Source organism: Tenacibaculum sp. Ill, assembly GCF_051938915.1.
Classification (GTDB): Bacteria; Bacteroidota; Bacteroidia; order Flavobacteriales; family Flavobacteriaceae; genus Polaribacter; species Polaribacter larymnensis.
Genome location: NZ_JBPSCW010000002.1, coordinates 803,687 through 817,183 on the forward strand (window position 1 = coordinate 803,687; position 13,497 = coordinate 817,183).

Here is a 13,497-nt window from a genome sequence, read left to right on the forward strand (position 1 = left end):
CCCCAACAACTAATAACCAATATAACCCACAAAATTATGAAATACTCAGTTGTTGTTGTAGATGATCATACGTTATTGTCACAAGCTATTGAAGGTATGGTAAATACTTTTGATAAATTTAAGGTGCTTTACACTTGCAAAAATGGTAAAGAAGTCGAAGAAAAGTTTTTAGCATCGCCTAAAAACATACCAGATTTAGTTTTAGTAGATGTAAATATGCCAGTGATGAACGGTATTGAAACTACAGAGTGGATAGTGAATAACTACCCACAAGTACATGTTATGGCATTGTCTGTAGAAGACGCTGATGGTACTATTTTAAAAATGCTAAAAGCTGGTGCTGTAGGGTACTTGTTAAAAGATACCAAAAAAGAAATCCTAGAGAAAGCGTTGTTAGAAATGATGGATAACGGATTTTATCACACCAAAAATGTTACCACGCTATTGTTAGATTCCGTTTCAGGGAAAAATTCAAGAAATAACTTTGCCTTTAAAGACAATGAAATAACTTTTATGAAGCTTGCATGCTCGGAATTGACGTATAAAGAAATCGCAGAAAAAATGTTTTTAAGCCCAAAAACAATCGATGGTTATCGAGACAGTCTATTTACAAAGTTAAATGTAAGAAATAGAGTAGGCTTGGTTATGTATGCGATAAAAAATAAAATTTACACTCCGTAATTTTATGCTTAAATTTGCAACATGGAAGAAACAAATAGACAGCGAAAAATAGCAGGAGTGTTGCAACAGGATTTAGTAGACGTTTTACAGCGTGCTGCTCAAGATGGAATGAAGGGAGTGATTATATCGGTTTCTAAAGTTTCGGTTACTGCCGACTTGGGAGTGGCAAAAGTATACTTAAGTGTTTTCCCTTCAGAAAAAAGAGACGAAATTATTGAAGGAGTAAAATCTAATACACCTTTAATTCGTCATGAATTAGCACAGCGAACAAAAAATCAATTACGAAGAATGCCAGAATTGCTGTTCTTTGGAGATGATAGTTTGGATTATATTGAGGATATTGACAAGTCTTTAAAAGGAGAAGATGTCGACCCGATAAAAAATCCAGATGTTTTGCCTCGTCGTCAAAAACGTTAATAATTTTTGTTACATTGGCTAGCTAAATTTATTAATGCTTGAACTTTTCTTTATACATAGCTAAACGATACTTGTTTTCTAAAACAAGTACCAACGCAATTAATATTATTACAGCAATAGCTGTTTTTGGTGTTGTAGTAGGTACCTTGGCTTTGTTTGTTGTATTGTCTGGTTTTTCAGGATTAAAAACTTTTAGTGATTCATTACTTAATGCATCAGATCCAGATATAAAAATTACGGCTTCAAAAGGAAAATCTTTCCAATATACACAAGAAATAGATAATGTTTTAAAACAAAATGAAGAGATAGAGGCTGCTTCAAAAGTAGTAGAAGAACGTGTTTTTTTAAAGTATAAAGATAAAGAGCATATTGCCCAAATTAAAGGAGTTGATTCAAATTACTCAAAAATTATTCCGACAGATTCTTTGCTAACAGTAGGTACTTGGATTGATGAAGAATATAAAAATACAGCAGTAGTAGGATACGGAATATCTTATAAACTATCGTTGGGGATTTTTAATTTTGGTGAAGCACTTCAAATTTTAGTGCCAAAACCAGGAAAAGGATTTATCAATGCAAATAATGCTTTTCGATCGGTTTCAACACAAATAGTAGGTGTGTATACAGGATCTGAAGAATTTCAAAATAAATATGTATTTACTGAGGCATCACTTGCACAAGAGTTATTAGGTTACGATAATAACCAAATAACAGGAGTTGAGTTACGCTTAAAAGAAGGAGTAAACCTCGATACATTCCAAGAGAATTTGCAAAACATTTTAGGAGATAAGTTAAAGGTACAAACACGTACACAGTTAAATACGTTGTATTATAAAGTAATAAATACTGAAAACTTTATCTCATATTTAATTTTTACGTTAATTGTTGCTATTGCTTTGTTTAATGTGATAGGGTCAATTATCATGATGATTATTGATAAACGTCAAAACCTAAAAACTCTTTTTAACTTAGGAAGTAGTATAGAAGATATAAAAAAGATATTTGTATTACAAGGTTTCTTGTTAACACTCGTGGGAATGGGGATAGGAATTGTTCTAGGTGTAATTCTTGTATTAATGCAACAACGCTTTGAGTTGTTAATGATTACACAAAATTTAGCATACCCAGTAGAGTTTAAGTGGTTAAACTTACTAGTAGTAGTTGTTACAATTTCAGCTTTAGGATATTTAGCAGCAAAAATTGCAAGTTCTAGAATTTCAAAAAGTTTTATTGAACGATAAAACGTTAACTTATCCTATTTCAGGAATTGTTGCATTTCCAAATTTAGCTTGTACCTCGTCAAACGCAGCAAAAACATCTTTAGGATCATCAGAAGTAACCATTTTCATTCTATGTTCTTTAAAATGTGGAATTCCCTTAAAGTAGTTTGTGTAGTGTCTTCTCGTTTCTACAACACCTAAATGTTCACCTTTCCAATCTATAGCCATTTCTAAATGACGGCGTGCCATATCAACACGTTCAGAAATAGTTGGTTTAGATAAATGTTCACCAGTTTTAAAATAATGTTTCACTTCATTAAAAAACCAAGGGTATCCAATAGAAGCACGACCAATCATACAACCATCTAGTCCGTATTTGTCACGCATTTCCATAGCTTTTTCAGGAGAATCAACATCACCATTTCCAAATACAGGAATATGCATTCTAGGATTATTTTTCACTTCAGCAATAGGAGCCCAGTCAGCATTACCTTTATACATTTGAGCACGTGTACGCCCATGAATAGAGATAGCTTTACAACCTACATCTTGTAAGCGTTCGGCAACTTCAACAATTCTAATAGAATCATGATCCCAACCTAAACGAGTTTTTACGGTAATAGGTAAGTTAGTGTGTTTAACCATGGCTTCAGTAAGAGAAACCATTAAGTCAATGTCTTTTAATATTCCAGCCCCAGCACCTTTAGAAACTACTTTCTTAACAGGACAACCAAAATTAATATCAATAATATCCGGATTTGTTTTTTCAACAATCTCTACAGAACGCAACATCGAGTCTAGGTTAGCACCAAAAATTTGAATCCCAACAGGACGTTCTTTTTCGTAGATATCTAATTTCATTACGCTTTTAGCTGCATCGCGAATTAATCCTTCCGAAGAAATAAATTCAGTATACACTACATCAGCACCGTTTTCTTTACATAAAGCTCTAAACGGTGGATCACTCACATCTTCCATTGGCGCTAACAATAGCGGAAAATCAGGAAGTTCTATGTTACCTATTTTTATCATGCTGCAAAGTTACTTTTTTTTGAGTAATTACGTATATTTCGTCTTTTAACTCACAAACTTTTTTATTGAAACTGCCTTTTGAGCCCATTTTGTTCGGTTACACGGTTAATATTCATCTTGTTCTTGAATATTTAGCATTCTTTTTAGCTTTTCGTTATTATGTTTTCTTACGTAAGAAAAGGAAAGATTATATTTCTTCTAATAACAGATTGTCAATTATTTTAGGAGCTGCTGTAGGAGCTTTTATTGGTTCTCGTCTAGTAGGAGTATTAGAAAATCCTTTAGTAACTTTTTCAGCAAGAAACATCATTCAATTATTGAATGTAAAAACTATTATGGGAGGTTTATTTGGAGGTTTATTAGGTGTAGAAATTGCGAAAAAAATAATAGGAGAAACGAAATCATCTGGTGACTTGTTTGTATTGCCAATAATTACTGGAATTTTTATAGGGAGAATAGGGTGTTTTCTTTCAGGAATTAATGAGTTTACCTATGGAATTGAAACTACTTCTTTTTTAGGTATGGATTTAGGGGATGGAGTGTTAAGGCATCCAGTTGCATTATATGAATTAGTGTTTTTAATAATGTTGTTTATCAGTTTAAAATACATACAAAGGAAATGCCAATTACAATCAGGAGAACTTTTTAAGATTTTTATGTTGGCATACTTTGGTTTTCGCTTTTGTATAGAGTTTTTAAAACCCAATACCTTTTTTGTGTTAGGGTTAAGTACTATTCAAATGCTATGTATAGTTTGTTATGTATATTACATACGTAAAAGTTGTAGATCTCTCACAGTTTAAGTTATTTCCCTGTTCGTTCGGTCTCACTTTAATAGTTGTTTTGGTTTTACCTATGTAAGAAAATGTTTCTGTACCTGATATTTGTGAATCTATAACTATCTCTTACTTTCACTTTAATGCATATGAGTAGGTTTTTTGTATATTCCCAAACCTAAAATTGGGTTAATTTACCAGTTAAGAAAGATGTGTTTACCGGTAACTTTTTTTTAAAAATTAAAGCAATAAAAAAATATGAAATCAGAAACTGAGAAGTTTATAATAGAAAATTTCAAAGAGAGTAAAGACTTTCTTATAAAATTTTATGGTACAGAAGTGCCACTTTTTTATGAAAAGTATAAAAGAGCCCAAGGGTGTAATCCTAGTATGAATTTGTTTAAGTCATTGTTTATTTTTCCTCTTCATGGTTTTGAAGAAGTGAAATATACAAGTGATAGAACTCAATATTTTGACGCAGCAAGACCTTCAATGTTAGAGATGTCAGATGATTTATTTTCTGGTTTGGCTCCATGTGAAGCTGTCACATTAATATCTCCATTAAATTATATAGGGATTGATGGATGTGGAGGTGACTTTTTCGCTAACTTCTCTTCTGTTGATGAGTCTATTTATCATACTTGGGAAGAATACGATGGTTTTAGTCTTATAAAAGATACGTTATCTTCTATGATTGAAAGAGCTAGTGATTCGGTAAAAGAGTTATATCAATTAATGCTTGTTGAGTATAAAAATGAAATTGATAATTTTACTTATTGTAAACCTGAAGACCAATTTGATCTTGTCAATTTAGAAATGGGTTTAGGGATGAGTGATTTAGCTCTTTTGGTTTATTCAGGTTATAAAAAGGATGATATTCATTTAACTTACTCTCAAGATTATTTTGAATATTACCTTAATAATCCTAAAAGTGAGTATTTTAATTTTGATAATGCAGTGTCAATTTTAAATAGTAAACTAGCAATGGCCTTCTATAGTTTTTATTTCGCTCGAAAAAAGAAAAAACTTAAAAAACTATTAAATGTTACGACTAATGTAAAAGGACAAAACTTAAAATTTCTTCGTAATTATTTTGAGAAAATTATTGATACTAAATGGGAAAAATTTGAAGGTATTTATATAACTAAAAAAGATTTTAAACTAAGAAATTAATGGTGTTAGTTTTACAACAAAAGTAAACTTCCAAAGAGTTTCATTGGTTTCTATCAATACTTTTGACTTCACAAATTTATAATTAAAAAAATGCCAGAAAGAAAATATAACTACTATGATTTTACATTGAGCTTGTGCCCTGAATGTTTAAAAAGAGTAGATGCAAAAATTGTTTTTGAAGATGACAAGGTTTATATGCTTAAACGCTGTAGAGAACATGGAAATTCAAAAGTGTTAATAGCAGATGATATTGAGTATTATAAAAATATCAGAAACTACAATAAACCTAGTGAAATGCCCTATACGTTTAACACTAAAACAGATTATGGATGTCCTTACGATTGTGGTTTGTGTCCAGATCATGAACAACATTCATGTTTAACTGTTGTTGAGGTTACGGATAGGTGTAATTTAACTTGCCCCACCTGTTATGCTGGTTCGTCACCTACCTATGGACGTCATCGAACTTTAGAAGAAGTAAAAGCGATGTTAGATGCCGTAGTGAAAAATGAGAAAGAACCAGATGTAGTCCAAATTAGTGGAGGAGAACCAACGATACATCCACAGTTTTGGGAAATTTTAGATTACGCAAAATCACTTCCAATAAGGCATTTAATGTTAAATACAAACGGAATAAAAATAGCCAAGGATCTTGCTTTTGCTGAACGATTGAAAACGTATACGCCAGATTTTGAAGTATACTTACAGTTCGATTCTTTTGAAGATAGTGTGCTGAAAGAATTAAGAGGGGCAGATTTAAATAGTATTCGTAAGCAAGCACTTGATAACTTAAATAAGTTGAATTTATCAACAACTTTAGTAGTAACTCTTCAGAAAGGATTAAATGATCACGAAATAGGTAAAGTAATTGATTATGCTTTACAACAAAAATGTGTTCGTGGTGTTACTTTCCAACCAACACAAATAGCGGGAAGATTAGAAAGTTTTAATCTAGAAACAGATAGAATGACGCTTACAGAAGTCAGAAGAAAAATCATGGAGCAAACTGATGTTTTCAATACTGACGATTTAATTCCAGTACCTTGTAATCCTGATGCGTTGGTAATGGGGTATGCTCTTAAGTTGGGAGGAGAAGTGTTTCCGTTAACACGCTATATTAATCCAAATGACTTATTAGATAATAGTAAAAACACAATTATTTACGAGCAAGATGAAGCCTTGCATGGAAAAATGATAGATTTATTTAGTACAGGGAATTCTGTTGAAGTAGCAGAAGAAAATTTAAAATCAATAATGTGTTGTTTACCAAATATTGATGCGCCAGAGTTAGGATATGACAATTTATTTAGAGTTATAATCATGCAATTTATTGATGCTTATAATTTTGATGTACGAGCTGTAAAGAAATCATGTGTACACATAGTAGATAAAGACAATAAAATTATTCCTTTTGAGACAATGAATCTCTTTTATAGGGATGACAAAAAAGAATATTTAGAAAAGTTAAGACAAGAAATATAAGAAAAAGGATATGGTATTTTTAGAAGTAGGCGACCTTTCAGGTTTATTCGTGATTATAGGTTTAATTATGTTTGGTCCACCCGTGTTACTAGCTGTTATTGGAGCAGCTATTAGAAAAAAAAGTAAAACAGCCTCAAAAATATTTTACATACTAGCAGTTTTATATCTGATAATAGGATTAGGTATATGTGGTGGTATACTTAGTTAAATAAGTTAAAAATGATGTTTAATTTTCGCTATTTATTTTGTTTGTAGTAGCCTGCAAATAAAGTATCTTTGCAAATTACAAGTAGTTAGAATTACGACGAATGAATCCATGATAGATATTGAGTAAACAAAAGTTTATGTTGCATATCTAGAAATGGCTTGAGAAACTTTATATTGATGAAGAACATTAGAAATTTTTGCATTATTGCACATATTGACCATGGTAAAAGTACCCTTGCAGATAGATTGTTAGACTATACGGGGTCAGTTACTGAGCGTGAAAAACAAAATCAGTTACTTGATAACATGGATTTAGAACGTGAACGTGGAATTACCATTAAGTCACACGCCATTCAAATGGATTATGTTTATGAAGGTGAAGATTATATACTAAACCTAATTGATACTCCAGGTCACGTAGACTTTTCTTATGAAGTTTCTCGTTCTATTGCAGCATGTGAAGGAGCATTATTAATAGTAGATGCGGCACAAAGTATTCAAGCACAAACTATTTCTAACCTGTATTTGGCGTTAGAAAATGACTTGGAAATTATTCCAGTATTAAATAAAGTAGATTTACCTTCAGCTAACCCTGAAGAAGTAACAGATGATATTGTAGATTTATTAGGGTGTGAACCTGAGGATGTAATTCATGCAAGTGGAAAAACGGGATTCGGAGTAGATAATATTTTAAAAGCGATTATTGAAAAAATTCCTGCGCCTAGTGGAAATCCTGACGCGCCTTTAAAAGCATTGATTTTTGATTCAGTATACAATTCATATAGAGGGATTGAAACTTACTTTAGAGTAATTGATGGTTCTATCAAAAAGAATCAACAAATAAAGTTTATGGCTACTGGTAGACAGTATGGAGCAGATGAGGTAGGAACTTTGAAATTAAGTCAAGTTGTAAAAAACGAAATAAAAACAGGAGATGTTGGGTATTTAATTACAGGAATTAAAGCAGCAAAAGAAGTAAAAGTAGGAGATACTATTACAGATTTTGCAAATCCAACTACAGATAGAATTGAAGGGTTTGAGGATGTAAAACCAATGGTATTCGCTGGAATTTATCCAGTAGATACTGAAGATTATGAAGAGCTTCGTGCTTCGATGGAAAAACTCCAGTTAAATGATGCTTCATTGGTATTTCAACCAGAAAGTTCAGCAGCACTTGGTTTTGGTTTCCGATGTGGATTCTTAGGGATGTTACACATGGAAATTATTCAAGAGCGTTTAGAGCGTGAATTTAATATGACGGTAATTACTACGGTTCCTAACGTAAGTTACCATGCATTCACGAAGAAAAATCCTGATGAAGTTATTATAGTAAATAACCCATCAGATTTACCAGATCCATCAAAATTAGATAGAGTAGAAGAGCCATTTATTAAAGCTTCAATTATTACCAAGGCTGATTTTGTAGGACAAGTAATGTCGCTTTGTATTGAAAAAAGAGGACAGATTGTAAATCAAACCTATTTAACTCCAGAGCGAGTTGAATTAATATTTGATATGCCATTGGCAGAAATCGTTTTTGACTTCTATGATAGATTAAAAACCGTGTCTAAAGGTTATGCGTCGTTTGACTACCATCCAATAGGAATGCAAAAATCGAAATTAGTTCGTGTAGATATGTTACTTAACGGACAAATAGTTGATGCACTTTCAGCTTTATTACATGATAGTAATGCGTATTCAATTGGAAAACGTATCTGTGAGAAGCTAAAAGAATTGATTCCTCGTCAACAATTTGATATTCCTATTCAAGCTGCTATTGGTGCAAAAATTATCGCCCGTGAAACGGTTAAAGCTTTACGTAAAGATGTAACTGCAAAATGTTATGGAGGAGACATTTCTCGTAAGCGTAAATTATTAGAAAAACAAAAGAAAGGTAAAAAACGTATGCGTCAAGTTGGTAATGTAGAAATTCCACAGCAGGCGTTTATGGCAGTACTGAAACTTAATGACTAGTCTTTAGAGTAAAGACTGTAGAAAAGAGAATAATAAAAACCCATTTTGATTTTATCAAAATGGGTTTTTATTCGTTGTTACATTTTTAAACTATTGTGTATATAATACACTGAAAATTAATCTCTATTTCCTAAAACTTGTAAAGCCCAATATAATAACATAGCTAAAGAACCTAAAGCAGCAACTAAATAAGTTCTTGCAGCCCATTTTAAAGCATCTTTAGATCCAGCTAATTCTTCACGAGTAACCATGTTTTTATTCTCTAACCAAGCTAAGGCTCTATTACTTGCATCATATTCAACAGGTAAGGTTATAAAGCTGAAAATAGTACCTAAAGCCATAAAAGCTAAACCAGCTAGTGCTATATAAAAACCAATACCTGTACTACCAGAAGCAGCACCAAAAGCAATACCACCAATTACCATCCATTGAGAAAAACGTGAGGTAATGCTTACCATAGGTACTAGCTTAGAACGCATTTGTAAGTATTGATAGGCTCTAGCGTGTTGTACCGCATGTCCAACCTCGTGTGCAGCAACTGCGGCAGCGGCAGCATTTCGTTGGTTGTATACAGCCTCACTTAAGTTTACAGTTTTGTTTTGTGGATTATAATGGTCTGTTAACCTACCTGGTGTAGAAATTACTTGTACATCAGAAATTCCATGGTCAACTAGCATTTTTTGAGCAATTTCAGCACCACTCATTCCATTTCGTAAATGAACTTGAGAGTATTTTTTAAACTTGCTTTTTAATGTATTACTCACTAACCAACTGAAAAGAGATATAATACCAATTAGAATATAAAATCCTATCATAATCTATATAGTTTTAAAATTTTGTATCATTTTTGTTGGTTAAATTTACAACATAAATTATTCCAAATTATTAACGGTATAAAAAAATGTCAAAATGGCAAATCAACCTAGAATTTTAATAGTTTACACAGGCGGAACTATTGGTATGGTAAAGGACTATAATACTGGAGCATTAAAAGCGTTTGATTTTAGTCAAATATCAAGTAAAATCCCAGAATTACAGCAGCTTAATTGTGAAATCAATACGATATCTTTTGACGAACCTATTGATTCTTCTAATATGAGTGTAGCTTATTATATACAAATAGCAGAAATAATCTCTGATAATTATGACAAGTTTGATGGATTTGTAGTGCTAACAGGCTCAGACACCATGTCGTATACGTCGTCAGCAATAAGCTTTATGTTTGAAAATTTACAAAAACCTGTGATTTTTACGGGATCACAATTACCCATAGGAGATTTACGAACAGATGCTAAAGAAAATTTAATTACATCTATACAAGTTGCATCAGCCTATGAAAATGGAAAGCCTGTTATTCAGGAAGTAGGGTTGTATTTTGAGTATAAACTATACAGAGCTAATAGAACTACAAAAATAAATGCTGAACAATTTGAAGCGTTTGCTTCTATGAATTATCCACCCCTAGCAGAAAGTGGAGTGCATTTAAACTTTAATTATCCATTATTACTTAAACCTAAAGAAAATCAAAGTGATTTAGTAGTAAGAAAGAGCCTTGATAATCACGTAGCTATTTTAAAGTTATTTCCTGGTATTACAGAGTCTGTAGTAAGAAGTTTTATGAATATTCCGGATTTAAAAGGTATTATTTTAGAAACTTACGGATCAGGAAATGCACCAACCGAAAAATGGTTTGTTGATTTATTAGAGGAATCGGTAAGCAAAGGAATTTATATTGTCAATGTAACTCAATGTAAAGGAGGAAGTGTAATTTTAGGACATTATGAAACAAGTTCAGAATTAAAACGTATTGGTATTGTTGATGGTAAGGATATTACAACAGAAACAGCCATTGCTAAAATGATGTATTTGTTAGGAGAAAAGCTTTCAAAAGAAGAATTTACGCATTATTTTCAAACACCACTAAGAGGAGAAATGGCGTAGTTTGTAAATAAATCGTTAATTTTGTGTTTGTAACTGCTTGAAATACTATAGAAAAGAGTTAAAAAAGGTGTGGTTAATAGAAATCCTATAGATTTTTTTTAATGTACCAACATTTTTTTGTTACTTGCCACTCTGTAAAATTAAAAGCGTAATAAGTACAAGTAAAGAATCACTTATTTATAAAAAATTAAGTTTTTCATGGTAAAATTTGTATTTTTAACCCGTTAACTATTTAAAATTAATTATAACAAAATGAAAAAAGTAGTAAATATCCTAACTATTACAGGATTTATGTTTTTAGGAGCTATTCAATCAACTTATGCTCAAGAAGCTGAGAAAACTTTTCACCAAGAGTTAAAGCAACGTTTTATTGAAGGAGACCCTAAGTTTATGGGAATTGTATTGGTAGCCTTAATATTAGGTTTAGCTATTGCAATTGAAAGAATTATTTATTTAAACATGGCTACAACTAATACTAAAAAATTAGTAGCTAGCGTTGACGAAGCATTAAGTTCAGGTGGTGTAGAAGCTGCTAAAGAAGTTTGTAGAAATACAAAAGGTCCTGTTGCCTCTATCTTTTACCAAGGTTTAGAAAGAGCTGATGAAGGATTAGATGCTGCTGAAAAAGCTGTAGTAGGATACGGTGGAGTACAAATGGGATTATTAGAGAAAAACGTTTCTTGGTTATCTTTATTTATCGCATTAGCACCAATGTTAGGGTTCATGGGTACTGTAATTGGTATGATTGATGCATTCGATAGAATTGCTGTAGCAAACGATATCTCTCCAGCAGTAGTAGCAGGTGGTATTAAAATTGCATTATTAACAACAGTATTTGGTCTTATCGTAGCGATTATTTTACAAATTTTCTATAACTACATTATTTCGAAGATTGATAGTATCGTTAACAATATGGAAGACGCATCTATCTCTTTAATCGATTTATTAGCTAAGTATAAAAAATAATCAATCAATATGAATAGTAAAATATTAACATTACTAGTAGCTGCAATTTCACTAATCGGTGCTGCATTGTTCTTAAATGTAGCAAGAATAGATAAAGAAGATGTAGAAGCAGTATCAAGTGCTGTTTCTCCTTTAGTAACTTATTCTTACTGGTTATTGATTGGAGTGGTAGTAACAGCAGTTGCAGCCTCAATGTGGGGGATGTTTAAAAACCCTGCAGCATTAAAAAAGGTATTATTAGGTGTTTTAGCATTAGCAGTTCTTTTTGCTGTATCTTATTTCTTGTCTTCAGATGCACAAGTAATTGGAGCAGATGGAGGAGAATTAGCAGCTCAAGGAAGTACATCTAAATGGGTAGGAACAGGAATTACATACAGCATTATCCTAGGAGGAATAGCTGGAGCATTCTTTGTTTGGGATTTATTAAAAGGAATCGTTAAATCGTAAGTTAATATGGCAAGAAGAGAAAACCCAGAAATTAATGCAGGTTCGATGGCAGATATTGCCTTCTTGCTACTTATCTTTTTCCTTGTAACAACTACAATGGATGTTGATTCAGGTATCCCTAAAAAGTTAGCTGAAAAAACTGATGTAAAGCCACCAATTATTAAAGAAAAAAATATTTTTCAAGTTAGCATCAACCGAAATAATCAACTTTTAGTTGAAGATCAGGCGATGGAGTTGAAAGACTTAAAAGATGCTGCTATTAAATTTATTGATAATGGTGGTGGTATTGGTAACCCAATGCCAGGAATGGAAGTAGGAACTACTTGTAATTACTGTAAAGGTGATAAAGATCCTGAATCATCAGATCATCCAACTAAAGCAGTAATCTCTGTTGAGAGTGATAGAGGTACTGAGTATGGTACGTATGTAGCTGTACAAAATGAGTTGTTAAGAGCTTATACTGAATTACGTAACAGATTATGCCAAGAAAAATATGGTATGAGCTTTACTGAGTTAGAACAAGCTTTTAAAGACAGTGCAAGAAAAGATGAGTCATTAAGAAAGAAAGTTGAAGATATCAAGGCGAGTTACCCTCAAATTATTTCTGATACAGACCCAACAAATGTTCAATAATAGTAAAACAATAGAGTATGTCTAAATTTAAAAAGAAGAAAAAAGGATTGCCAGCAGTATCTACGGCATCTTTACCAGATATTGTTTTTATGTTATTATTCTTCTTCATGGTAACTACTACCATGAGAGAAACAGATTTACAAATTGATTCACCTCGTTTACCAAGTGCAAGTGAAGTAAAAAAGCTTGAGCGTAAAAGTTTAGTGAGTACAATTTATGTTGGTAAAGCTAAAGACCCAAAGTATGGTACAGGATATAACAGAATACAATTAAACGACAAAATAGCTACTCCAGATGAAGTACCTTCGTTTATATATCTTGAAAGAGATAATGTTTCTGAAGCAGAAGTACCTTTTATGACAACTTCTATAAAAGCAGATAGAGAATCGAGTGTAGGTACATTAGCCGATATTCGTGAAAAGTTAAGAGATGTTAACGCTCTTAAATTAAGTTTATCTACGCATAAAGGAGATGTTATTAAGAAGTAATTACTTTTAAATAAAATAAAAAGAGCAATCATTAGATTGCTCTTTTTTTATACAAAAAAG

The 13,497-nt window shown here is 32.0% G+C and carries 14 protein-coding genes; 12 read left to right on the forward strand and 2 right to left on the reverse strand.

Annotated features, from left to right (window positions below; translation table 11 throughout):
• Positions 1 to 36: 36 nt before the first annotated feature.
• The 3 genes from ACTPNM_RS03815 to ACTPNM_RS03825 are packed head-to-tail and all read left to right on the forward strand — an operon-like array spanning position 37 to position 2,339.
• The gene (locus ACTPNM_RS03815) at positions 37 to 681 is read left to right on the forward strand and encodes a response regulator transcription factor (RefSeq protein ID WP_440120693.1); all 645 of its coding nucleotides are present in this window, start codon (positions 37 to 39) and stop codon (positions 679 to 681) included.
• 21 nt (positions 682 to 702) lie between these two features.
• A complete protein-coding gene (gene rbfA, locus ACTPNM_RS03820) occupies positions 703 to 1,098 on the forward strand; it encodes a 30S ribosome-binding factor RbfA (protein ID WP_047789979.1) in 396 nt (131 codons plus the stop codon).
• A gap of 38 nt (positions 1,099 to 1,136) precedes the next feature.
• Positions 1,137 to 2,339, forward strand: a complete 1,203-nt coding sequence (locus ACTPNM_RS03825) for an ABC transporter permease (RefSeq protein ID WP_440120694.1) — start codon at positions 1,137 to 1,139, stop codon at positions 2,337 to 2,339.
• A gap of 9 nt (positions 2,340 to 2,348) precedes the next feature.
• On the opposite strand, the gene dusB is transcribed toward ACTPNM_RS03825, so the two are convergent.
• Positions 2,349 to 3,350: a tRNA dihydrouridine synthase DusB gene (dusB, locus tag ACTPNM_RS03830; protein WP_440120695.1), complete on the reverse strand. Its 1,002-nt coding sequence runs from the start codon at positions 3,348 to 3,350 to the stop codon at positions 2,349 to 2,351.
• Between the two features lie 65 nt (positions 3,351 to 3,415).
• Here dusB and ACTPNM_RS03835 point away from each other — a divergent pair, with 65 nt between their 5' ends.
• The 4 genes from ACTPNM_RS03835 to lepA all read left to right on the forward strand — a co-directional run bounded on the left by ACTPNM_RS03835 (position 3,416) and on the right by lepA (position 8,962).
• Positions 3,416 to 4,153 carry a prolipoprotein diacylglyceryl transferase gene (locus tag ACTPNM_RS03835; protein WP_440120696.1) on the forward strand — a complete coding sequence of 246 codons (738 nt, stop codon included), beginning with the start codon at positions 3,416 to 3,418 and terminating at the stop codon, positions 4,151 to 4,153.
• Between the two features lie 231 nt (positions 4,154 to 4,384).
• Positions 4,385 to 5,299, forward strand: coding sequence for a hypothetical protein (locus tag ACTPNM_RS03840; RefSeq protein WP_440120697.1), 915 nt, complete (start codon positions 4,385 to 4,387; stop codon positions 5,297 to 5,299).
• Positions 5,300 to 5,389: 90 nt separating this feature from the next.
• Entirely contained in the window at positions 5,390 to 6,781 is a 1,392-nt protein-coding gene (locus ACTPNM_RS03845; protein WP_440120698.1) for a radical SAM protein, read from the forward strand.
• Between the two features lie 384 nt (positions 6,782 to 7,165).
• Complete coding sequence (gene lepA / locus ACTPNM_RS03850; protein ID WP_047789984.1) at positions 7,166 to 8,962, forward strand: translation elongation factor 4; 1,797 nt, start codon at positions 7,166 to 7,168, stop codon at positions 8,960 to 8,962.
• 116 nt (positions 8,963 to 9,078) lie between these two features.
• Here lepA and ACTPNM_RS03855 read toward each other — a convergent pair whose 3' ends face one another.
• The gene (locus tag ACTPNM_RS03855; protein WP_099215729.1) at positions 9,079 to 9,777 is read right to left on the reverse strand and encodes a zinc metallopeptidase; all 699 of its coding nucleotides are present in this window, start codon (positions 9,775 to 9,777) and stop codon (positions 9,079 to 9,081) included.
• A 94-nt stretch (positions 9,778 to 9,871) separates the two neighbouring features.
• On the opposite strand from ACTPNM_RS03855, the gene ACTPNM_RS03860 reads away from it, so the two are divergent.
• From ACTPNM_RS03860 to ACTPNM_RS03880, 5 genes are all read left to right on the forward strand, one after another.
• The gene (locus ACTPNM_RS03860) at positions 9,872 to 10,903 is read left to right on the forward strand and encodes an asparaginase (RefSeq protein WP_440120699.1); all 1,032 of its coding nucleotides are present in this window, start codon (positions 9,872 to 9,874) and stop codon (positions 10,901 to 10,903) included.
• 252 nt (positions 10,904 to 11,155) lie between these two features.
• A complete protein-coding gene (locus ACTPNM_RS03865) occupies positions 11,156 to 11,869 on the forward strand; it encodes a MotA/TolQ/ExbB proton channel family protein (RefSeq protein ID WP_121146257.1) in 714 nt (237 codons plus the stop codon).
• 9 nt (positions 11,870 to 11,878) lie between these two features.
• On the forward strand, positions 11,879 to 12,316 hold the full coding sequence (locus ACTPNM_RS03870) for a hypothetical protein (protein WP_099215732.1): 438 nt from the start codon (positions 11,879 to 11,881) through the stop codon (positions 12,314 to 12,316).
• Between the two features lie 6 nt (positions 12,317 to 12,322).
• Positions 12,323 to 12,949, forward strand: coding sequence for an ExbD/TolR family protein (locus tag ACTPNM_RS03875; protein WP_274640805.1), 627 nt, complete (start codon positions 12,323 to 12,325; stop codon positions 12,947 to 12,949).
• A 17-nt stretch (positions 12,950 to 12,966) separates the two neighbouring features.
• Positions 12,967 to 13,437 (forward strand): ExbD/TolR family protein, encoded by a 471-nt coding sequence (locus ACTPNM_RS03880; protein WP_099215733.1) that lies wholly within the window; start codon positions 12,967 to 12,969, stop codon positions 13,435 to 13,437.
• Positions 13,438 to 13,497: the final 60 nt, after the last annotated feature.

Bases quoted from the DNA above. Each gene is read 5' to 3' on its own strand.
- ACTPNM_RS03815 (WP_440120693.1), top strand. From the start codon at position 37: ATGAAATACTCAGTTGTTGTTGTAGATGATCATACGTTATTGTCACAA.
- rbfA (WP_047789979.1), top strand. From the start codon at position 703: ATGGAAGAAACAAATAGACAGCGAAAAATAGCAGGAGTGTTGCAACAG.
- dusB (WP_440120695.1), bottom strand. From the start codon at position 3,350: ATGATAAAAATAGGTAACATAGAACTTCCTGATTTTCCGCTATTGTTA.
- ACTPNM_RS03840 (WP_440120697.1), top strand. From the start codon at position 4,385: ATGAAATCAGAAACTGAGAAGTTTATAATAGAAAATTTCAAAGAGAGT.
- ACTPNM_RS03845 (WP_440120698.1), top strand. From the start codon at position 5,390: ATGCCAGAAAGAAAATATAACTACTATGATTTTACATTGAGCTTGTGC.
- lepA (WP_047789984.1), top strand. From the start codon at position 7,166: ATGAAGAACATTAGAAATTTTTGCATTATTGCACATATTGACCATGGT.
- ACTPNM_RS03855 (WP_099215729.1), bottom strand. From the start codon at position 9,777: ATGATAGGATTTTATATTCTAATTGGTATTATATCTCTTTTCAGTTGG.
- ACTPNM_RS03860 (WP_440120699.1), top strand. From the start codon at position 9,872: ATGGCAAATCAACCTAGAATTTTAATAGTTTACACAGGCGGAACTATT.
- ACTPNM_RS03865 (WP_121146257.1), top strand. From the start codon at position 11,156: ATGAAAAAAGTAGTAAATATCCTAACTATTACAGGATTTATGTTTTTA.
- ACTPNM_RS03870 (WP_099215732.1), top strand. From the start codon at position 11,879: ATGAATAGTAAAATATTAACATTACTAGTAGCTGCAATTTCACTAATC.
- ACTPNM_RS03875 (WP_274640805.1), top strand. From the start codon at position 12,323: ATGGCAAGAAGAGAAAACCCAGAAATTAATGCAGGTTCGATGGCAGAT.
- ACTPNM_RS03880 (WP_099215733.1), top strand. From the start codon at position 12,967: ATGTCTAAATTTAAAAAGAAGAAAAAAGGATTGCCAGCAGTATCTACG.